The organism is Luteibacter sp. RCC_6_2 (assembly GCF_041360655.1).
Lineage (GTDB): Bacteria > Pseudomonadota > Gammaproteobacteria > Xanthomonadales > Rhodanobacteraceae > Luteibacter.
In genome coordinates this window covers 39,208-60,642 of record NZ_JBFUPQ010000010.1, presented here as the reverse complement: position 1 = coordinate 60,642, position 21,435 = coordinate 39,208, and the positions used below count along the sequence as shown (strand labels likewise).

General features: G+C 59.7%; 16 protein-coding genes. 14 read left to right on the top strand and 2 right to left on the bottom strand.

Features of this window, described 5'->3' with window-relative positions; translation table 11 throughout:
• The first annotated feature begins 125 nt into the window (after window positions 1-125).
• From miaB to AB6730_RS12420, 6 genes are all read left to right on the top strand, one after another.
• On the top strand, window positions 126-1,475 hold the full coding sequence (gene miaB, locus AB6730_RS12445; protein ID WP_371023924.1) for a tRNA (N6-isopentenyl adenosine(37)-C2)-methylthiotransferase MiaB: 1,350 nt from the start codon (window positions 126-128) through the stop codon (window positions 1,473-1,475).
• A 5-nt stretch (window positions 1,476-1,480) separates the two neighbouring features.
• Window positions 1,481-2,458 (top strand): PhoH family protein, encoded by a 978-nt coding sequence (locus AB6730_RS12440; protein ID WP_371024007.1) that lies wholly within the window; start codon window positions 1,481-1,483, stop codon window positions 2,456-2,458.
• The gene (gene ybeY, locus AB6730_RS12435) at window positions 2,455-2,916 is read left to right on the top strand and encodes an rRNA maturation RNase YbeY (protein WP_371023923.1); all 462 of its coding nucleotides are present in this window, start codon (window positions 2,455-2,457) and stop codon (window positions 2,914-2,916) included. Before AB6730_RS12440 ends, ybeY begins: the two co-directional genes overlap by 4 nt.
• Window positions 2,917-3,190: 274 nt before the next feature.
• Window positions 3,191-4,039 (top strand): HlyC/CorC family transporter, encoded by an 849-nt coding sequence (locus AB6730_RS12430; RefSeq protein WP_371023922.1) that lies wholly within the window; start codon window positions 3,191-3,193, stop codon window positions 4,037-4,039.
• Between the two features lie 191 nt (window positions 4,040-4,230).
• Entirely contained in the window at window positions 4,231-5,439 is a 1,209-nt protein-coding gene (locus AB6730_RS12425; protein ID WP_371023921.1) for a DUF4105 domain-containing protein, read from the top strand.
• Window positions 5,440-5,525: 86 nt separating this feature from the next.
• A complete protein-coding gene (locus AB6730_RS12420; RefSeq protein WP_371024006.1) occupies window positions 5,526-6,548 on the top strand; it encodes a magnesium and cobalt transport protein CorA in 1,023 nt (340 codons plus the stop codon).
• Window positions 6,549-6,556: 8 nt separating this feature from the next.
• On the opposite strand, the gene cqsA is transcribed toward AB6730_RS12420, so the two are convergent.
• A complete protein-coding gene (cqsA, locus tag AB6730_RS12415; protein WP_371023920.1) occupies window positions 6,557-7,768 on the bottom strand; it encodes an alpha-hydroxyketone-type quorum-sensing autoinducer synthase in 1,212 nt (403 codons plus the stop codon).
• A 509-nt stretch (window positions 7,769-8,277) separates the two neighbouring features.
• Here cqsA and AB6730_RS12410 point away from each other — a divergent pair.
• Complete coding sequence (locus AB6730_RS12410) at window positions 8,278-8,937, top strand: methylglyoxal synthase (protein WP_371023919.1); 660 nt, start codon at window positions 8,278-8,280, stop codon at window positions 8,935-8,937.
• 1,478 nt (window positions 8,938-10,415) lie between these two features.
• Here AB6730_RS12410 and AB6730_RS12405 read toward each other — a convergent pair.
• Window positions 10,416-12,506, bottom strand: a complete 2,091-nt coding sequence (locus tag AB6730_RS12405; RefSeq protein ID WP_371023918.1) for a prolyl oligopeptidase family serine peptidase — start codon at window positions 12,504-12,506, stop codon at window positions 10,416-10,418.
• A gap of 131 nt (window positions 12,507-12,637) precedes the next feature.
• Here AB6730_RS12405 and AB6730_RS12400 point away from each other — a divergent pair, with 131 nt between their 5' ends.
• From AB6730_RS12400 to AB6730_RS12370, 7 genes are all read left to right on the top strand, one after another.
• Entirely contained in the window at window positions 12,638-13,963 is a 1,326-nt protein-coding gene (locus tag AB6730_RS12400) for an ArnT family glycosyltransferase (protein ID WP_371023917.1), read from the top strand.
• Between the two features lie 314 nt (window positions 13,964-14,277).
• Window positions 14,278-14,730: a pilin gene (locus AB6730_RS12395; protein ID WP_371023916.1), complete on the top strand. Its 453-nt coding sequence runs from the start codon at window positions 14,278-14,280 to the stop codon at window positions 14,728-14,730.
• Between the two features lie 122 nt (window positions 14,731-14,852).
• On the top strand, window positions 14,853-15,296 hold the full coding sequence (locus tag AB6730_RS12390) for a pilin (protein WP_371023915.1): 444 nt from the start codon (window positions 14,853-14,855) through the stop codon (window positions 15,294-15,296).
• Between the two features lie 37 nt (window positions 15,297-15,333).
• A complete protein-coding gene (locus AB6730_RS12385; RefSeq protein ID WP_371023914.1) occupies window positions 15,334-17,280 on the top strand; it encodes a hypothetical protein in 1,947 nt (648 codons plus the stop codon).
• A 104-nt stretch (window positions 17,281-17,384) separates the two neighbouring features.
• Window positions 17,385-19,259 (top strand): hypothetical protein, encoded by a 1,875-nt coding sequence (locus AB6730_RS12380; protein ID WP_371023913.1) that lies wholly within the window; start codon window positions 17,385-17,387, stop codon window positions 19,257-19,259.
• 83 nt (window positions 19,260-19,342) lie between these two features.
• Window positions 19,343-20,452 carry a GDP-mannose 4,6-dehydratase gene (gene gmd, locus AB6730_RS12375; RefSeq protein WP_371023912.1) on the top strand — a complete coding sequence of 370 codons (1,110 nt, stop codon included), beginning with the start codon at window positions 19,343-19,345 and terminating at the stop codon, window positions 20,450-20,452.
• The gene (locus AB6730_RS12370; RefSeq protein ID WP_371023911.1) at window positions 20,449-21,387 is read left to right on the top strand and encodes a GDP-L-fucose synthase family protein; all 939 of its coding nucleotides are present in this window, start codon (window positions 20,449-20,451) and stop codon (window positions 21,385-21,387) included. Before gmd ends, AB6730_RS12370 begins: the two co-directional genes overlap by 4 nt.
• Window positions 21,388-21,435 lie beyond the last annotated feature (48 nt).

Here is a 21,435-nt window from a genome sequence, read left to right as displayed (position 1 = left end):
AAGGGCTGTGAACGTGACGATGTTCACGCAAGTCATTGATCCATGGCGGGCATCTGGCAAGGCGGCCGGGGGCGGCGTAAACTGCGCGGTTCGGTCAACTCCCACGAATCACGGTATCCCGGCCCATGAGCGGCAAGCTTTTCATCAAGACCCACGGCTGCCAGATGAACGAGTACGACTCGGCCAAGATGGCCGACGTGCTACGTGCGTCGCATGGGCTGGAACTGACCCAGGACGAGGCCGAGGCCGACGTCATCCTGGTCAATACCTGCTCCATCCGCGAAAAGGCCCAGGAAAAGGTCTTCAGCCAGTTGGGTCGCTGGAAGGCGCACAAGCAGGGCGGCAAGCCCGTGCTGATCGGCGTCGGTGGCTGCGTGGCCTCGCAGGAAGGCGAGGCGATCATCAAGCGTGCGCCCTACGTCGATCTCGTCTTCGGTCCGCAGACCCTGCACCGCCTGCCCGAGATGATCGAGGCGCAGCGCGCCAGCGGTAAGGCGCAGGTGGACATCAGCTTCCCGGAGATCGAGAAGTTCGATCGCCTGCCGGAGCCGCGCGCCGAAGGCCCCACCGCCTTCGTCTCGATCATGGAAGGCTGCTCGAAGTATTGCTCCTACTGCGTGGTGCCCTACACCCGCGGCGAAGAGATCAGCCGCCCCTTCGACGACGTGATCGTGGAAGTGGCCCAGCTCGCCGAACAGGGCGTGCGCGAGGTCAACCTGCTGGGCCAGAATGTCAACGCCTATCGCGGCCCCATGCACGACGGCGACGTCGCCGACCTCGCCGTGCTGATCCACGCCATCGCGCAGATCGAAGGCATCGGCCGCATCCGCTTCACCACCTCGCATCCGCTGGAGTTCTCCGACTCGCTGATCGAGGCCTATGCCAACGTGCCGCAGCTGGCCAACTACCTGCACCTCCCGGTGCAGGCCGGCTCCGATCGCATCCTCGCGGCCATGAAGCGCGGCTATACGGCGCTCGAGTTCAAGCAGCGCATCCGCAAGCTGCGCGCGGTGCGCCCGGATATCTGCGTATCGTCCGACTTCATCGTGGGCTTCCCCGGCGAAACCGACGAAGACTTCGAGAAGACCATGAAGCTGATCGACGACGTCGGCTTCGACCAGAGCTTCTCCTTCATCTTCTCGTCGCGTCCCGGAACGCCGGCGGCGAACCTCGCCGACGAGACCCCGGCCGAGGTCAAGCATGCGCGGCTGTCCCGCCTGCAGGCGGCGATCAACGAGAACGCGCGCAAGATCAACGAAGCGATGGTCGGCACGGTGCAACGCGTGCTCGTCGAGAAACCCAGCCGGAAGAATCCGAACGAAATGACCGGACGCACCGAAAACATGCGCTACGTGAACTTCCCTGGCCATGCGCGGATGATCGGCCAGTTCGTCGATGTGGTGATCACCGAAGCGATGTCGAACTCGCTGCGCGGCCGTGTCCGCCTCGACGACGAGGTGGCGCTCGCCTCGTGAACGCCATGACCCTTTCCCAGCGCGATTTCGCCCTCGATCCCGAAGACAACACCCGCCTCGCCAATCTCTGCGGACCGCTCGACGAGCACATCCGGCAGATCGAGTTGCGCCTGGGCATCGAGATCGACCATCGCGGCAGCCTGTTCCGCGTGATCGGCGACGAAGCCTCGGCCAAGGCCGGCGAACAGGTGTTGCGCGTGCTCTACGACGCCACCGAGACCGAGACCCTCACCGGGCAGACGATCAACGTCCGCCTGGCCGAATCCGGCATCGATGCGCTGAACGAGCAGGCCGCCGAGTCCGCGCAAGACGTGGTCATCAAGGTCAAGCGTGGCGTGATCAAGGGCCGTGGCCCCAACCAGGCCCGCTACCTGCACGCGATCACCACGCACGACATCAACTTCGGCGTGGGTCCGGCCGGCACGGGCAAGACCTACCTCGCCGTGGCCAGCGCCGTGGAGGCGCTCGAAGCCAACCGCGTGCAGCGCGTGCTGCTGGTGCGCCCGGCGGTGGAAGCGGGCGAGAAGCTCGGCTTCCTGCCCGGCGACCTCAGCCAGAAGATCGATCCTTACCTGCGCCCGCTCTACGACGCGCTCTACGAGATGGTCGGCTTCGAGAAGGTGTCCAAGCTGATCGAGCGCAACGTGATCGAGATCGCGCCGCTGGCCTACATGCGCGGCCGCACGCTCAACGATGCCTACGTGATCCTCGACGAAGCGCAGAACACCACCGTCGAGCAGATGAAGATGTTCCTGACCCGCATCGGCTTCGGCTCGGTGGCGGTCATCACCGGCGACGTATCCCAGGTGGACCTGCCGCGTCATGTCCGCTCCGGACTGCGCCACGCCATCGAGGTGCTGCGCGGCGTCGAGGGCATCAGCTTCACCTTCTTCACCTCGCGCGACGTGGTTCGCCATCCGCTGGTGGCGAAGATCGTTCGCGCCTACGAGGCCTTCGAGCAGAAGCAGGACGACGAGCGGTGAGTTCGCCGGATGTGGCCGTGGGCTATGCCACGTCGCGTCGCGGCGTGCCTGCGCCGGTCAGTTTTCGCCGATGGGTGGAGGCTGCGCTCAAAGGAGCGCGGCGGCGCAAGGCCACCGAGGTGTCGATCCGTATTGTCGATGCCGATGAGGGCCGCGCGCTGAACCTGCAGTATCGCGGGCGCGACTACGCCACCAACGTCCTCTCGTTTCCCGCCGACCTGCCACCCGGCCTGAACCTGCCGCTGATCGGCGACCTGGTGATCTGCGCTCCGGTGGTGGCCCGCGAGGCCGCCGAACAAGGCAAGAAGCCGGCCGATCATTGGGCACACCTCACCATCCACGGCACGCTGCACCTGCTCGGCTACGACCACATCGAAGAGGCCGAAGCCGAGGCGATGGAGGGTTTGGAGACCCGTGTGCTGGCGGGACTGGGGATTGCGGACCCTTACCTGGCTTGAGGGGCGGCCTGACCTTTGTGGGAGCCGCTTCAGCGGCGATGGGTGCTTGCCAGGATGGTGGGATTCGCTCCGTAGCCATCGCCGACAAGGTCGGCTCCCACCGGGTTCGCCGCCATCGGGTGGGAAGCCGGCTAGCCGGCGATGCTCTTCCGCTCTGGTGGGAGCCGACCCTGTCGGCGATGGCACGCGCAGCGGGCCACCCCTCTTCCTGAACCGTCACACGAATTCCGCTAGACTGACCCTTCCGCCCCATAGGGCAGAACTCCAAAGAGTAATGAACGAGGACCCTGGTAGTACCAACGGCCCGGCTCACCGATCCTGGTGGGACCGCCTGGGCCATCTGTTTTCCGGCGAGCCGCGCAACCGCGACGAACTGATCGAAGAACTGCGCAACGCCCAGGTCAACGGCCTGCTCTCGAACGACACCCTGACCATGGTCGAGGGTGCGATCAAGGTGACCGAGCTCAGTGTCGACGACGTGATGGTGCCCCGCGCCCAGATCGTCAGCCTGCCGGTCGACGCGCCCCTCCCCGAAATCCTTGCCGCCGTGGTCGAATCCGGTCACTCGCGCTTCCCCGTGCATGGCGAAGACAAGGACGAAGTGCTTGGCATCCTCCTGGCCAAGGATCTCCTGAAGTATTTCGGACAGAGCGACGGCTGCGACGTGCGCGCCCTGCTCCGTCCCGCCGTGCTGATTCCCGAATCGATGCGCCTGAACGTGCTGCTGGCGGAGTTCCGCCTCACGCGCAACCACATGGCGCTGGTGGTCGACGAGTACGGCGGCGTCGCCGGCCTCATCACCATCGAGGACGTCCTCGAACAGATCGTCGGCGAGATCGATGACGAGCACGACGACGAGGAAGATCCGGTGCTGGTGGAGGCCCTCGAGGAAGGCGGCTTCTCGGTGAGCGCGCTCACCCCCATCGCCGACTTCAACGAAGTGGCCGGTGCGCACTTCTCCGACGAGGAATTCGACACCATTGGCGGCATGATCACCTCGGAGTTCGGCCACCTTCCGGCCGCCGGGGAAGAAATCGCCGTGGGCGGCTTCCAGTTCCGCGTGACCGAAGCCGACGATCGTCGCGTGCAGCAGTTCCACGTCGCCCGCGCCAACCCAGCCTGATCGATCACTTCACTCCCACCCCAAGGGTATGAGTGCTGGTGGGAAGCGGCCTAGGCCGCGATGGGACTCGCGACAAGCCCCATTCGCGGCCCAGGCCGCTTCCCACCCAAGTTGATGCCTTCCAACAAGCTAATGCTTCCCACCAAGCTGATGTTTGCCATCTAAGCTAAAAACGGACCCACCCCTTCCCGATGCGCCCTGCCCTGATCCTGCTGCTCGCCCTGTGCTTCGCCCCGATGGCCCACGCGGGCATCGTCGACGCACCCGCGGCTAACCTCGAGATATCGCTGATGACCTACGGTCCGGGCGATATCTACTGGGAGCGCTTCGGCCATGACGCGCTGGAAGTGCGGGACACGGTCAGCGGCGAGTCGGTCGCGTTCAACTATGGCGTGTTCGATTTCGACCAGAAGGGTTTCCTGCTCAATTTCGCGCGGGGAATCATGGCTTACCGCATGGATGCGGAGAACACGCAATCGGACATCGACTTCTACGCCGGCGAAGGCCGCTACGTACGCCGCCAGCGCCTGGCGCTGGACGATGCGCAGAAGGAACGGCTGCGTCGTTTCCTTCTCTGGAACATTCGTCCGGAGAACGCCGGCTACCACTACGACTACTACGTCGACAATTGCACCACCCGCGTGCGCGACGCGCTCGACGACGCGCTCGACGGTGCCTTGAGCGACCAGCTGATCGACAAGCCCGGCGGCATGACCTTCCGCGAGCAGACCGCACGGCTGATGAGCAACCAGCCCTTGCTGATGCTCGGCATGGACCTCGGCCTGGGGCCCTACGCCGACCAGCCGATGACGGCGTGGAAGGAAGCCTTCCTGCCCATGACGCTCGAGGCGGAACTACGCAACGTGCGCATCGGCGAAGGCGATGCGGCGCGGCCGTTGGTCGTGGATGAGACCACCATCGCGCCTGCCCGCCTCGATCCGCCGCCGGAGCAGGCACCCGACCTGCGTTGGCCCCTGTTTGGCGCCGGGTTGCTCCTGGCGATTCCGCTCGCCCTGCCGTTCTTCACGAGGCACCGCGTGGCGCGCGGCATCTTCGTGGCCGCCGGTACGCTGTTCACCGTGTTCGCCGGCATCGCGGGGCTGTTCATGCTGGGCCTGTGGGCCCTGACCCTGCATCGCTCCGCCTGGGGCAATTTCAACCTGCTCGCCTTCCAGCCACTCGCCTTCCTGTTGCTGCCGGCGATCTGGCGCCTGCGTCGCGCGGGCAGGCCCATGGGGCGCCTCGCCCCCCGCATCGCCACGCTCTCCCTGGGTGCCTGCACGATCGGCCTGCTGCTCCATCTCTGGCCGGATTTCCCGCAACGGAACCTGCCCTGGATACTGTTCGCCCTGCCCTGCTGGGCCGCGCTTTTCGCGAGTTTCTGCCGCCGCCACGACTGAACGACGCCGAACCATTGGGGTGTTTGAAAGGTTCTGCCGGCACGCCGTGATTGCCGTGCCACAGGCACACCGGCATCATGCCCGCCATGGCATCCGTATCGCTCCTCCCTGAAGTCGCACCCGCCTCCACCTCCGGCGGCATGGTCGTCAACTGCGTCGCCTACCGGAACACCGGCCAGCGCATCGGCGACACCACCATCGAAGCCATCAGCGATGTACTGAAGGAGCCGGATACCTTCGTATGGGTAGGCCTGCACGAGCCCGACGAGGCCTTGCTGCTGAAACTGCAGGAGGAATTCGACCTGCACGACCTGGCCATCGAAGATGCCCAGCACGCACATCAGCGCACCAAGATCGAGGCCTACGGCGACTCGCTGTTCATCGTGGCGCAAACGGCCCAGCTGGTCGGCGGCAACATCGCCTTCGGTGAAACGCAGATCTTCGTCGGGCAACGCTATTTCGTGACGGTGCGCCATGGTGCGTCGTTGTCGTATGCGCCGGCCCGGCGCAGCTGCGAACAGACGCCGGAACTGCTGGCCATGGGACCGAGCTATGCGCTGTACGCGGTGCTCGATTTTATCGTCGACAACTTCCTTCCGATCGTCCGGGATTTCCGGGAAGAGCTGCACGAACTCGAAAACGACATTTTCGCCGAAACGCTGAACCGCCAGACCATCAAGCGCCTCTACGACATGCAGCGTGAACTGATGACCCTGCGCCTGGCGGTCGTGCCGCTGCAGGACCTCGTAGCGCAGCTGGTTCGCTTGCATCCGCATTTGATCCATGACGAGTTGCGGGCTTATTTCCGCGATATCTACGACCACGTGTTTCGTGTCAACGAGTCGATTTCTGCGATGCGCGAGATGCTCGGGGCGGCGATCAGTGTGAATCTTGCGCTTGTCACCTTTGGGCAGAATGAGGTGATGAAGAAGCTCGCCGGCTGGGCGGCGATGTTGGCTGCGCCTACGTTGATTACGAGCTGGTATGGGATGAACTTCGCGCATATGCCGGAGTTGGATAAGCCTTGGGCTTATCCGGCGATTACGTGTTTGGTGGCTTGTATTGTGGGTGGGATTTTTATTGCTTTGAAGCGGAATCGTTGGCTCTAACCGGTTCATCAATGGTGTGTCCGCACAACCCCAGACCACGTTGACAATCGAACGGCGACGCGGAGATTGCGCAAAGTAGTCATGAGTCTATCAACGTCGCAATCACTCAAGCCGGCGTGCAGGCTCAGCCTTACGAGTGATCGCCCCTTTGACGTTGCAGGCGGCGTGAACAGAGACCCGAAGATTCCGTGATCCTCAAGGATGTCACGAACTTCAGCCGCCCTCAAATCGCTGCCGACTTCTAGGGCGACAATCTGCTCGCCATCGGTACCGACGGGGTAGCCCATACTTGCCAGTCCGCACCGAATATATCTTGTCAAACTATGAAGCCGATCTCTCCGTCGCTCCTCACCGATTACTACTTCATGCGCCGCCCTGATACCAGCGACGTCATGAGGCAGAAGTGATGAGCTGAAAATGGCCGGAAGTGATTCAAACCCAAAATAGTCACGAAACCCTCTTGGGCACGCGATAAAGCCAGCCCGCGAGCAGTACGCCTTTGCCAGGCTCACCGTTACAAAGTCGACTTTTCCTGCCAAACCCAGGCCGGCCACCAATCCGCGACCGTGCAGACCGTGCGTACCGAATGAATGCGACTCGTCCACAACCATTAGACAACCACGGTTATGTGCCAAATCTACGATATCGCGCATGGGCGCGAGACTTCCATTTGTGCTGTAGATCGAGTCTATAACGACAATCCCCGCCCCATCTTTCGATATCTTGGCACTCAGGTCGCTAATATCATTGTGACGAAAGAGTACCGTCGTCGCGCCCGCGAACCGTATACCAGCATGCAGTGACGCATGCGCAATGACATCGATGTAGACCGGACGACCCGGACATGCGATCGCTTGCATTAGCCCGATATTCGCACAGTATCCGGACTGCGTAAGCACACCCTCTGCTGCACCTACCGCATCCGCTAAAGTTTGCTCTACACGTCGCAGCGCATCATTCGGGTCCTGATTGAAGAGGGACGACATCATCAAACCCGCACCATGCTCCCTCAACGACGCACACTGCGCGTCAACGATGTCCTTGTTGTTCGAAATACTCAAATAATCATTGGTGCAAAGTACAAGATCCCCAGGCGTAAAGGGCTGGCTCCGAAAAATGTGTCTACCTCCCCATTCGGATATGACAAAGTTCTGAAACCTAGCTAACCGCTGCTCCATAAAATCGGGAAGGCCGCCGACAACGCGCGATTGATCTTCCATGAGAAACTCCTCCGTGAATCTGTGCGCCGTTTTAGAACCGTTCTACGTTCCGTATCGTTATTGGCGCGTGATTGCCAACGAGACAAGAAGTAAATCCCTGGATGTGGCGCGTTGGCATGCCGTATCCGAGTGATCTTATTTGGCGACGGCATGCCTAAATATAGTAGGCATTTTGGACTTCATGACTTTCGGTCGGAATGGTTGTTCTTGAAGCGCACCTACGACGGAATGGATATTCCCGAGGCAGCATCCGTGTCCTAATATGACTTCGCCCAAGGACGGGATGGCAAGTCATGCAACTAGGGCTTATAGCAAGTCACGAATACCTGGATAGCAAAGACTCCCCGCTCCATCGGCTGCTGCACCGCTGCCGAGACGACGGTCGCGAACTAGGTCTCACCTTACGCGTTCCTGCCGATTCCTACGACGCCGTCCGACGCATCTCTGGTTTCGCTGACCACACCGCCCTGAAGTCTTATCTAGGTGACCACCTTCACGACATCGTACGAATGGCAGCAGCCATCATCGATGCCGACGGTGGTGATGCATTGGGCGGAATCATTCATTTAACTGCACCTGGCGACGAATCGGCCCCTGTCCCCGAGGTACGGGCGCTGAAACGTTTATGTCTCATCCAAGCCAAGCCGTATCTCGTCACGGCGGCGTCCGCTGCTGAGTGGATCGAAGCGGAGCGGATTCTTCGCGGCTTGCCATCAAGGTCCCTGAACGGGTTGCAGCACCGATTCGCGGACCAAGCCATCGCTCTTATTGCGCACGACGCCTGGAAGCCTTGCATGGTGGAATTCGTCGTGAGGCACTTTGCGCTGCTATCAAGCTTTTCCCGCCGAATTTGCACGGGGACCACGGGGCGTCGATTGAACGATCTCGCTCGACAACAGGGCTGGTCGCGGGATGAAGCATGGGCCACCTGCTACGAAAGCGGCCCAATGGGCGGCGATGTGCAGATCGCCGACCTCGTGTTTTCGGGCCAATGCCAACAGGTGATCTTCTTCCATGATGTGCGCGTGAGCCATCCGCATGAGGCCGACATGCTGCTCCTCGAACGCGCTATCGCGGCAAGCACTGCCGAGGTTGTTTATTTCAGTGGCGCTGCGGTGGCGTATCGATGGGCGGAGGCTGCCGAGCGTGAGGTGCGTGGCAACCCGTGAGGAATAAATTACGACCATCTGCTTCGCGTGAATGATCCTATCTGCGTTTATGGCCGGCAATCGCTTTCGCCGTATTGCACCCGCTGTTCAATAAGAGCTTCGTTTTAACCGTGGCAAATGGTCCAATGGCATCCATACTCCGGAACGCCATGCCACAACGGGAAGTTCCCGTTTGAGGAATTCCGCACCTATCACTTCGCTCAGTCTTTCACCACGGTCGATGAGGGATATTACAAGTATTCCTACCACAGGGAATCCAAGCTTAGTAAGTATTAAGTACCCGTTCGCGGTCTTACCATCGCTCGCTACCCCAACGCAACGAAGGCAGGTCATTTCATGCCAGGCAACGAGCCGACCTCTAGAGCCTAAGAAGGGTCTTCGAATCCCACAGTTTGATACGACCACGTCCCGATAAAGGAAAACTGAAAGGGCCGATACACATATGGCGACAGGGACGAAGAAGAGCAGCACAGGAAGGTACTGACCCACTGGGTACCTCTGGATCGAGAGAATGGAAATCCAAGCACAGATGGCCACAACTACGGAGGCCAGAATGAAACCCACTGGACGCATTTTTTTATACTTGAACGTTTCGATATTAGCCATATGAATTAGAAGTTCATGTTCGCCCAAGGGAAGGTGATCGTCGGAGGAGGCCGAGGTGGCTGCACCGCCGGCATTTCGATCTAGCTAAAGAAGGGTAGACGGTGGGTAGCTATGGCGTGGGCGAAAGATTCGACGGACGGGAAGCCTAAAAGCCGGCGACCATGGCTGCCCGATTAGTCCGGAGCACGTGAGAGTCCCTAAAATTTCGCTTTTTCCCCTCAGATAGACGCTGATGTCAGCACACCTAGTGCTTCGGCCAGCCCGAGCTTCTTTCTGGCTTTGGTAGATGCGTCAATGTAATCCTCTCGTTGGAATGCCAAGCCGTGATGGGTACTTGGCGCCGACCTATCTCGACATCGATAGCTACGATTAGCCTTTCCGCGTTATCCATGAGCGACATGATAGTCACCCCGAAAACAGGTGACCAACGCTTAGTCCGGATTCGATACGACGCGACTGTCTCTTCACCATCAGCCAGAACACCGCAGCGCACACACGTAATGTCATCCCACAAAACAAGCCGGCCTCGCAGCCCAAGGAGAGGCTGACGAATTCCGTCCGCCGATAAGACGATATTTCGGTATGCCAGCACAGCAATTACGAACAAGGTTATGGGGACAAATACGATCAGTACCGAGACATATTGATCGGCTTCGTATCGCTGAATCGAAGCTACACAGATGCATGTAGTCATGGCCGTGAAGGTAGAGGCCAAGATGAACCCTAAGGGACGCATCTTCCTGTACTTAAAGATTTCGACATCATCCATACATCAGTTCACTTTTGATCGTACAGGAACGCGCAGATCTTAAGATTTTGGTGGGGTGCTTTAACTGGGAAGCGGCGACCTATCGATCGCCGCCTCCTTCGCCCTATTTAACCCCGGCAGCTGTCCACTCCTTCAACCAAGCATTCACCGTCTCATGCCACTGCACGCTGTTCTGCGGCTTGAGCACCCAGTGATTCTCATCAGGGAAGTGCAATAGCTGGCTCGGGATGCCGCGACGCTGCAGCGCCGTGAACGCGCCCAGACCCTGGGTATCGGGAATGCGGAAGTCCTTGCCACTGTGGATGACGAGCATCGGCACGCGCCAGTCCTTCACATGATTGACCGGATTGAAGCGCTCGTAGTTCTCCGGATGGTCGAACTGCGTACCGCCGTTTTCCTTTTCCTCGAACCAGAGCTCTTCGGTTTCGTAGTACATGGCGCGCGCGTCGAAGACACCGTCGTGGTCGACGAAGCACTTCCACGGCTGGTTCCAGTTGCCCGCCATCCAATAGACCATGTAGCCGCCGTAGCTGGCGCCGAGGGCGCAGGCACGGTTGCCATCGAGGAAGTTGTACTTCGACAGAGCGGCACTCCAGCCGGCCTTCAGATCCTCGAGCGGCTTGCCGCCCCAGTCACCCGAGATGGATTCGGTGAAGGCCTGGCCGTAACCCGTCGAACCGTGGAAGTTGATGGTCACCACGGCGAAGCCTTGGCCCGCGTAGGTCTGGGCGTTCCAGCGGTAGCTCCAGCTGTTGGTCATCGCGCCTTGCGGGCCGCCGTGGATGATGAAGGCGACCGGATAGGTCTTACCGCGCTTGTAACCGACCGGCTTCACCACGTAGCCCTGCACGGTTTCGTTGTTCCAGCCCTTGAAGGTGAAGAACTCGAAATCGCCGGTCTGTGCGCCCTTGATGCGCTTGGCGTTGAAGTGGGTGACCTGCTTGAGGCCCTTGCCCTTCAGGTCGGCGGTGTAGAGGTCTGCCGGGCGCTTGAGGTCGTCGCGGGACAGCAGGACCTTTGAACTGCCTGCCGAGAACGCACCCACCGAGCCGTCGGTGACGAGGACGCTGGCCTTACCCGTCGCCACGTCGATGGCGAACAGCGGATGTTGGCCCTTGTCGTCGGTGGTGGTGTAGAGGGTCTTGCCATCGGCCGAGACCTGGAGGGCGCCGGCGGAGCTATCCCACGAAGGCGCCACTTCCCGCTTGCTGCCTGATGCGAGGTCCAGGGCCATGATGCCGAAGCGATCGGCCTCGGAACCCGGTTCCTTCATCGCCGTATAGAACAACGTCTTGCCATCTGGCGACACCAGGGGATTGGCGTCCCACGCCAGGTTCTCCGCGGTGAGGTTCACCGGAGCGGCCGAGCCGTCGGCCGGGACGCTATAGATGTCGAAGTTGGTCGACCAGGGCTCGGTCTTGCCTGCGATGCGGGCATCGAAGTAGACGGTCTTGCCGTCCGGCGAGAAGGAGAACTCGTCGTCCCCACCGAAAGGCTTGCTGGGCACGTCGCCGTCGATGTCGCGGCTCAGCAGTACCGGCTGCGAAGGTGCGTTGGCGTCGGCGATGTAGAGCTGGGAGCGGCGACCGTCCACCCAGGTGTCCCAATGCCGAACGAAGAGCTTGTTGTAGACCGTGCCGGTGGACTTGTCCTTCTCGCGGCCGTCCAGGCGCTCCTTGGTACATGCGAGGTCGGGGCAGTCGGTGAATACGTCGTAGCTTAGGAGCAGCCTGGAACCATCCGGCGACAGCTTGAAGGCGTTGACGTCCAGAGGGGCATCAGTGACTGCTTCACCGGTACGAACCGTCAGCGCCAGACCCTTGCCGGAATTGTCGGCGTCGAACGAGCGATGCCAGACCTGCGCCGTGCCTTCCTTCGGGGCCGTGTAATAGATCGACTTGCCATCCGGCGCCCAGCGGGGGGAGGAGCCCTTCTCCACGACCATGACCGGTTGCGGTGGCTTGTTGAGGTCGACGACATAGAGGGAGGTGACTCCCTTATTGGCCGCGTAGTCCGTGGCGCGGACGGAGAACAGTGCGTAGCGGCCATCGGGGGACAGCTGGGGGTCCCCGACGCGATCCATCATGACCAGGTCGCGGATGGAGAATGGATGGGGGGTGGTGCTGTCGGCGTCGGCGGACAGGACCGGGCCGGACGCTAGGGCCAGGGCTAGCGCGGCTAGGAGGGGTTTCATGGTGGGCTCCCTTGCTTGATCTGCTGGGCACGGTACGGGGGCTTCGTCGCTGGTGCAAGCGCGGTGAGGCAGCCAACGCCATCGGATAAGCTTGCTCCTGCGCCGGTCCGTAACCGGGATGGGAAATCCGCTTGAACAACACAGCCGCCGCTCCGATGACACACATACGCCTCCTCATGCTTTCGGCGATCGTGGTTGCATCCTTTGTCCTGCGCTACGTATACGTCCATACCGCAGTAGTGGACAACCCGCTCCGCGGCGATGCATGGCAATACTTTTGCTACGCCTGGAACCTGCTTAAGCACGGCACGTTCTCGCTGGCTCGCCCACTATCCGGAGCCGTCACGCCAGACAGTTTCCGCGACCCCGGGTACCCCGTCTTCTTCGCTAGCCTGATGGCAATACGCGGGACCGGTCGCGAGGTCTACGACACGCTCCTTCTCGTCCAATGCCTGCTCGGGACTGCCACAGTGGCAATTTGGATTTCGCTGGCAAATCGCTACCTTGGTTTTGCTGCCGCCTTTGCGACGGGCATTTTGCTGGGAGCCTGGCCTCACCTAGTGAGTTTTACCGGTTACGTGCTTAGTGAAACATTCCTGGGTTTCCTGCTCGCATCTGCACTTTGGTTGCTGGATACAGCGCTGCGGCGGCGGTCCAGAATCATAGCCACGGCCAGCGGTTTGGCATTTTCCGCTGCGGCCCTCACAAACGCGGTCGTCCTACCGATGGCGCCCCTACTCGCCGTAATCATGCTATGGAAAGACCCCTCGCGGCGTGCGTTTTGGCTAACCTTTCTGATCGCCTGCACGTTACCGTCCGCCATGTGGATAGCACGAAACACGACACTCCCGACAGGTACGAGCGCGAATGGCCGGGCAGCGATCAACCTCGTTCAAGGCTCGTGGCCGGAATACCATACCGCGGCCTTCAGCGCTATCCAGTTGCACGATCCCCACGCGCAGATCGTGATGGCAACCATCGATCGTGAGGCCAGCGCGATGCAGTTCAGTTGGTCGCAGGGCCTGCCGCTGCTCTGGCACCGGTTTTCGGCTGACCCACTGAAATATGTCCGGTGGTACACGCAGAAGCCAGCGCTACTGTGGAGCTGGGATGTTGCCGTCGGACAGGGGGATATCTACGTCTTTCCGACCGGCCACTCACCGTTTGAGGAAAACGTCTGGCTCCGTGCATGGGAAGGCGTCTGCTTCGTCCTGAACCCGTGGCTCGCCCTCCTGGCTCTGTTAGGCGTCGCTCAGACACTCCGATCCCACCAGGTCCCACTCGTCATCCGGTGGACGGGAGCCATCGTCGTACTAGCAACGGTGACCTTCGTCCTCCTCCAGGCCGAACCCCGCTACGCCGTCCCCTACCGTGGCATGGAAATCATTCTTGCGATCACCGCTGCGATAACCCTTTGCCGAGCGATCGCCCATCGGCGAGCGTCCGCATCCGCTTGAATCGACGAAAGAAGCATGCCCCGGAGCGTCACATAGTGACGCACCTCGTCACTATCAGCGACTCGTCCGTGATGCGCTCGTCATTCTCGTAATGACCGGTATTGTGCAACCGCTGTGAGTGTGGAAAATCTGCCCCGCCTGCTATTCAGGGCAAGCCACCGGGAAAGTGGCACGTTACGTGCTTCATTCACGGCGAGCTTCCTGGTCGTTTTTCCTCAACATGACGAGGGGGAGCCGGGCCAGCCTAGGAGGCCCGGTGCTAGGGCTCAGGGGGCGTCAAACACTACGGTTAGCTAACCATTTGAGGAACATCCATGAAGAACGTGCAGAAGGGCTTTACGCTCATTGAACTGATGATCGTGGTCGCGATCATCGCGATCCTTGCGGCTATCGCCATCCCGCAGTACCAGGACTACACCAAGCGCGCGAAGGTTTCGGAAGGCCTGGTGCTGGCCGATGCTGCAAAGCTGGCTGTGTCGGAGACGTATCAAGCTAAGGGTGCATGGCCGGCCAGCAATACTGAAGCGGGATATCAGACTGCAACCAGCACATATGTCGACAGTGTCGGCATTACTGGGAAGGGTGTGATCACCGTCAAATACAAGAACATCAAGGACGGCGCGATCGACCAGCAGACGGTCATCCTGACCCCGACGGCCACCAGCGGCTCGATCCAGTGGGACTGCAACGGCGCGGCAGGTCTGGGCGGCAGCACCGGCAGCATCGGCACCAAGTTCGTGCCGGCCAATTGCCGCAAGACGAGCTAAGCGACACCGAAAAAATGCCTTGGAAGGGAAACAACGTTCTTCCGCGGCGAAAAGAAGGCTCCTTCGGGAGCCTTCTTCTTATCCACAAGCCATGCCTACAGGGGGCATGAAAGGGGAAGGCGATGAAGGCAGCAGCGAGAGGTTTCACACTCATTGAACTGATGATCGTTGTGGCGATCATCGCAATTCTGGCGGCAATCGCAATTCCCCAGTACCAAGATTATGCGAAGCGAGCGAAGGTTTCCGAGGGAATTGTTCTCGCTGACGCCGCTAAATATGCGGTTGCAGAATCCTATGGCTCCCGCGGCAGTTTCCCCACAACACCGGCCGAAGCCGGCTACCAAACAGGTGCCAGCACTTACGTGAGTCAGGTGACCATCAAGGACCATGGCATCATTGAGGTAACATTCCGTAATATCGACCCCAATCAGATTGATGGCAAGAATTTCACGCTGACGCCCACCGCCTCCGGTGGCATCATCACCTGGAGTTGCAACGGCGCCGCGGGATTTGGAACGCCGGGTAGCCTCACCGCTAAATTCCTCCCCGGCACCTGTCGTAGTTGATTATCGGCTCCGACGTGCCTTGCCACTCGGAGCTTACTTGTCCAACCAACCTGCACCCGGCGCCTTTCTCAGGCCCAATCGCAACTGGCTCGTCGCTTTAGTCATCGTGAGCCTGACAATTGCGATGTATGCGCCGGGGCTACACGGCCCGTACCTCCTCGATGATATCGGCAATCTCAAACCGCTAAAGAGCTGGGTCGACGGTACGCTAGCTTGGCAGGGCGTCGTGCTCGACAACCGGTCCGGTCCAGGCGGACGACCATTGAGCATGCTCACCTTCCTTGTGAATGCCTGGTTCGATCCGGCGTTAGACACGCTCGCCTTCAAGGCCACCAACCTCGCCATCCATCTTGCCTGCGGAGGACTTGCTCTTGTACTGAGCTTGTTTGTATTCCAACAGGTCGGCATCGAACGGCGGCGAGGACACTGGCTTGCCACATTTGTAGCCGTGGCTTGGCTGTGGCTACCGATGCACGTCAGCACGGTACTGTACGTGATCCAGCGCATGGCTCAGCTGGCCACGCTGCTAACGTTCGCGACTCTCGTCACGTACATGGCTGCGAGGCGGCGAATGGTGCATGGATCGCGCGCTTCGGTTGCCGCCGTATGGATTGTTGTGCCAATCCTGACGCTTTTGGCTACCGCAGCAAAGGAAACTGGAGTACTCGCGCTTCCATTGGCGGCGGCTCTTGAGTACATGTTATTCCCGGACCGAGCCCGGCCACGCAATATCAAGATCTTCTTTGGGTTGACCGTTGCTCTTCCCATTTTCAGCGCGCTGCTCTTTATCCTGTTTCGCCCCGACTGGATACTGGGCGGTTACGCTGCGCGCGATTTCACACTTGTACAACGATTATTGACGGAGCCGCGCGTCCTCTGGAGCTATCTGCAGACGACCTTCTTCCCAGTCGGTCCCAGAATGGGTCTGTTTCATGACAACTATCCTGTTTCCATTACGCTGGGCACACCGATAAGTACTCTCTTATCGTTGATCGCATGGATCTGCGTCGTGGGTGTAGCTATCATGTGGCGCCGCAGAATCCCGTTATTCACGCTTGGCGTAGCCGGCTATCTGATCGCTCACGCGCTTGAAGCAGGTCCTATCGGGCTCGAGCTCTATTTCGAGCACCGCAACTACGGAGCAGCTCTCTTTGCTTTGATCGCAATCGTGGGACTCCTGCGGTTCATCGTCACTGCCAGTATTGAAAAGCCTCGCGTGCGTCGTGTCCTGTTAGCATGCGGCACCACCTGTCTCGCTATCTACGGCTTGGGTACCTGGAGTCAGGCCGAGGGGTGGAAGGACGCACAGACGTTCTATTCGACGCAATATGGATACAATCCCGACTCCCCGCGGTTACTGTCCAACCTCACCGGCCACGCACTTGCGGCAGGAGATCTCGAAGGTGCACTGGCCTACATCGCGAAGGGAGAACGGGCCGCTCCCGCCTCCGAACAAGCAACCGCGACAATCTGGCGGTTCGTCGCGTACTGTACGGTTAATGCAAAACCCGCGCCGGAGGATATGTATGGGGAGTTCCAGGCGCGGGCACGTGGAAGAATCACGACCTATGCCATGGTAGGTTGGGAACTGCTGGCCGAAAGAATTTCGGAAGGATGCAAAACCGTAAACGGCCCGCGCGTCGCATTGATCGCCCTGCAATGGCTTGATGCCACCCCCCAACCATCCGTTGACCAGCCCGTCTGGCGAACCCGCTACAACAGTGGCCGCATCATCGCCGAATCCGGAAATTTGGCAGTGGCGCGAGACGTGATCAAGCGGGCGTGGATAGATAGCGGTCGCAACAACGGTATTGGGGTCATTCTGTTTCAATTGGATGCATCATTGAACGACATCGCAGGATGCCGCGAGGTACTCGCCTTCCTCAGTCGTGCGGAAGGCGGGGCAGATCGGCGCTTGACTCTCGCGATTCGGACATTCCGGGAGGCCCTCGAAAACGGCGCAGTAGGCGGAGATTCGAAATAGTGCAATCACCAAACCTGCCGAAAGTGGTGCGACACCTGTCCGTGCTTACGGCGTTGGTCCTGGCGACAATCGTCGTATACGCACCTGGGCTCGGGGGCGGCTTCGTGTTTGACGACTACCCAAACATCGTTGATAACGCTCAGGTCCAACCGCAATCGCTCTCCCTAGCTTCCTTGGTTGGCGCTGCCATGTCGTCGCCATCCAGCGAGCTGAAGCGGCCATTGTCATCGCTAACGTTTGCTCTCGATTACGTGGCCAACGGGGGCTTGAACTCATCGTCGATGAAAGCAACGAACATCGTGCTGCACGCGATGAATGGTGTCCTCCTCTATTTTCTGTTCACGGCACTCTTCCGCTTTCGAGCCCGCGACGAGCGAGAATGGGCAAATGCCATTCTATGGGCGGTATTCGCAGCTATGGCGTGGCTACTGCTTCCCATAAACCTGACCGCTGTCCTCTACGTGGTACAGCGCATGGAATCGCTCGCAAACCTGTTCGTCCTGGCTGGCTTGTTCGGCTATGTACATTCAAGAATTCGAATGCAGCAAGGGGGACAGGGATTCCTGCAAAGTGCGACCTGGCTCGTCGTGCCTACCCTGCTGGGAACTGCGGCCAAGGAGACTTCGGTACTACTTCCACTTTATGCGTTGTGTGTTGAATCGTTCGTCTTCGGTTTCCGTCTCGACCGTCAGTCCTTCAAGGTGGACTGGCGGTTCGTCTGGTTTTATGTCGTGATCCTCGGAGTCCCTCTTGTGGTGGGTCTGACCTGGATCGGGCCAGGCCTACTCGATGCAAGGACGTGGGGGACGCGCAACTTCACCTTATGGACGCGCCTTCTCAGTGAAGCCAGGATCGTCCTCGATTATATTAGTTGGACCGTGTTTCCCACAGCAGGGAACCTCAGCTTCTACCACGATGCATTCGTTCAAAGCACGGGATGGCTGAATCCACCATCGACGCTGTGGAGCGCAATCGGGCTGGCGACGATCATCGGCCTTGCTTGGTCAGCCAGAAATCATGCACCGCTTGTCACCTTGGGAGTTTTCTGGTTCTTCGCCTGTCACACTTTGACGGGAACGGTACTTCCGCTTGAGCTCGTATACGAGCACCGGAACTACTTTGCGAGCATAGGCATCGTGCTCGCCGTAAGTGAAGCGCTTCGATATGCATCCGTTAGACTTTCAACCGCAAGTAAATACCATCTGACATTTCGCCACCTTCCACTCATGGTGGGGATAGCACTGACCATATGGGCAGCCGCGCTTACTGCACGGACTGCGCAGGCGTGGGGGACACCCCTTTCGCTTGCGGAAGAGCTCGCCGCACGGGGGCCGGAATCGCCACGCGCCCAATATGAACTTGGCCGCGCCTATATCATTGCATCGCGCTATGAGCCTGACTCGCCCTACGTTGCGAAGGCACGCGAAGCATTGGAACGGGCAGCTGCCCTGCCTGGCTCGTCGATTCTCGCCGAACAGGCGCTCGTGTTCATGTACGGCCGCATGAACCTCCCCGTGCGAAGCGAATGGTGGATAGGCATGCAACGTAAACTCTCGCAGCAGCCCGTAACGGTACAAGACGATAGTTCGCTGCTAGCTCTAGCCACCTGCGTAGAACAAGAACTTTGCAGGTTCGATACGACTGATCTTGATAAGACCTTTCGGGTCGCTCTGGCAAAGCCAGGTGTGAGTGCCCGGCTCAAGGCGGCCTATGGGATCTTCGCTTCGCAGATTCTCCACGATGACGGGCTGGCCTTCAGAATGGCTCAAGAGGCCGTGACGGCGGCTCCCGACGAACCCGCCTATCGCGTCCATTATGCGCAAGTCCTAATCGCACACGGCGAACTCAACGAGGCTCGGCGGCAACTGACGGTGTTGGAGAGCATGAATATGGGAGGTCGGCTGGAAGGAGACCTCTCCTCCTTGCGAAACCGCCTGGAGGCAAAGATTCGGAATGGAGAGGACTCAGGCGAGAGATGACCGCCGACCCATACTACAATCCCCCGCAGGGCCGGCCGACCCAGGTCCAAGACAACAAGCCACTGTATTAATTGGAAAATTTCGTGAAGCGAGCTCTTATTTCGGGAATTACCGGTCAGGACGGAGCCTATCTGGCGGAATTCCTGTTAGAAAAAGGCTACGAGGTTCACGGCATTAAACGACGTGCCTCGTCCTTCAATACAGAACGGGTGGATCACCTATACCGAGACCCGCATGAAAGCGATCGTCGTTTCGTCCTGCACTACGGCGATCTCACGGATGCAACGAACCTCATCCGAATAATTCAGCAAGTCCGCCCGGACGAAATCTATAACCTTGGTGCGCAAAGCCATGTACAGGTCTCTTTCGAAACACCGGAGTACACCGCAGATACCGACGCGCTAGGTACGCTTCGCATGCTCGAGGCACTCCGCATACTCGGCATGGAAAAGACAACACGCTTCTACCAAGCTTCGACGTCCGAATTGTACGGCAAGGTCCGCGAAACACCGCAGAGTGAGACGACGCCGTTTTATCCTCGGTCGCCCTATGGAGTTGCTAAGTTATACGCCTACTGGACGGTAGTAAATTACCGCGAATCGTATGGCATATATGCCTGCAACGGCATTCTCTTCAACCATGAGTCGCCACGAAGGGGTGAGACGTTCGTCACGCGCAAGATTACGCGCGGCCTGACTCGCATCCATACTGGGCTACAGGATCGTCTATTCCTCGGAAACCTGGACGCACGCCGAGACTGGGGGCACGCGCGGGACTTTGTCGAAGCGCAGTGGTTGATGCTGCAGCAAGACGAGCCTGAAGATTTCGTTGTCGCTACGGGCGCTCAGAATTCGGTTCGTGACTTCGTTGTTCTCGCTGCGGCATGGCTGGGCCTGGAGCTTGCGTGGGAAGGCGACGGCATAAACGAACGAGCACGCGTTGCGAAGTCCCCTCCAGATTCCGCCGTAAAGCAGGGCGACATCATCGTCGAGGTTGATCCTCGCTATTTTCGCCCTGCTGAAGTAGAAACCCTGCTCGGCGACGCGAGCAAAGCTCGCGAAAAACTAGGATGGTCGCCGCGGACATCTTTCGGGGATCTGGTCGCGGAAATGATGTCGAACGACCTTCGCGAAGCGCGGAGGGATGCGCTGGTGAAGACAGCCGGCTTTGCCACTTCGGAGCGCTACGAATGATGCCACTCGACCTCGAGGCGCCGATCTATGTCGCCGGCCATCGCGGCCTGGCGGGATCAGCCATCGTGCGGAGGCTACAGCGCGAAGGTGCTACTCGCATCCTCACGCGCGACCGGAAGGAACTCGACCTGCGCAACCAGGAAGCTACCAATGCGTTCTTTAAAACCGAACGACCGGCGTACGTTTTCTTGGCGGCGGCCAAGGTCGGCGGCATCTACGCAAATTCTTCGTATCCCGCAGACTTCATCGGCGACAACCTTGCCATTCAGACGAATGTCATCCATTCGGCATGGCAACATGGCGCCCGAAAACTTCTCTTTCTCGGATCGTCCTGTATCTATCCGCGCGACTGCCCGCAACCCATCAAGGAAGATTATCTCCTGACTGGCCCTCTCGAAGCGACGAACGAGGCCTATGCCATCGCGAAGATCGCCGGGCTCGCGATGTGCCAAGCGTACAGGCGGCAACATGGGTTCGATGCGATCAGCGCCATGCCGACGAACTTGTACGGACCGAACGACAACTTCCACCCAGAGAACTCCCACGTCCTACCGGCACTCATCCGTCGCTTCGTCGGAGCGGCTGACCACAAAACGGATAACGTTACCGTTTGGGGCAGTGGAAAGCCATTGCGGGAGTTCATGCATTCGGACGACATGGCTGATGCGGCCCTCTTCCTCATGAACAATTACTCTGACGTCGCCCCGATGAATATCGGTAGCAACGACGAAGTGAGCATTGCTTCGCTAGCACAGATCGTGGCTAGCACCGCCGGGTTCAGGGGCGACATCATCTGGGACGCTAGTAAGCCTGATGGGACGCCACGCAAGCGACTCGACTCGACTCGATTGCTCGATCTGGGGTGGAGGCCATCGATACCTCTAAAGGAAGGTATCGACGAGGTCGTCGCATGGTTCCGCCAGCACTACCCATGAAAAGTGTTCGGAAGCATTGGCCCGTAGCGAAGTGGTTAGGGCCCCGCG

What these genes read in the sequence shown, in the direction of transcription:
- AB6730_RS12390 (WP_371023915.1), top strand. Translation starts at nt 14,853, where the DNA reads ATGAAGGCAGCAGCGAGAGGTTTCACACTCATTGAACTGATGATCGTT.
- cqsA (WP_371023920.1), bottom strand. Translation starts at nt 7,768, where the DNA reads ATGGAAGATCAATCGCGCGTTGTCGGCGGCCTTCCCGATTTTATGGAG.
- AB6730_RS12420 (WP_371024006.1), top strand. Translation starts at nt 5,526, where the DNA reads ATGGCATCCGTATCGCTCCTCCCTGAAGTCGCACCCGCCTCCACCTCC.
- AB6730_RS12430 (WP_371023922.1), top strand. Translation starts at nt 3,191, where the DNA reads ATGAACGAGGACCCTGGTAGTACCAACGGCCCGGCTCACCGATCCTGG.
- miaB (WP_371023924.1), top strand. Translation starts at nt 126, where the DNA reads ATGAGCGGCAAGCTTTTCATCAAGACCCACGGCTGCCAGATGAACGAG.
- AB6730_RS12425 (WP_371023921.1), top strand. Translation starts at nt 4,231, where the DNA reads ATGCGCCCTGCCCTGATCCTGCTGCTCGCCCTGTGCTTCGCCCCGATG.
- AB6730_RS12370 (WP_371023911.1), top strand. Translation starts at nt 20,449, where the DNA reads ATGATGCCACTCGACCTCGAGGCGCCGATCTATGTCGCCGGCCATCGC.
- AB6730_RS12395 (WP_371023916.1), top strand. Translation starts at nt 14,278, where the DNA reads ATGAAGAACGTGCAGAAGGGCTTTACGCTCATTGAACTGATGATCGTG.
- AB6730_RS12410 (WP_371023919.1), top strand. Translation starts at nt 8,278, where the DNA reads ATGGCAGCAGCCATCATCGATGCCGACGGTGGTGATGCATTGGGCGGA.
- AB6730_RS12440 (WP_371024007.1), top strand. Translation starts at nt 1,481, where the DNA reads ATGACCCTTTCCCAGCGCGATTTCGCCCTCGATCCCGAAGACAACACC.
- AB6730_RS12405 (WP_371023918.1), bottom strand. Translation starts at nt 12,506, where the DNA reads ATGAAACCCCTCCTAGCCGCGCTAGCCCTGGCCCTAGCGTCCGGCCCG.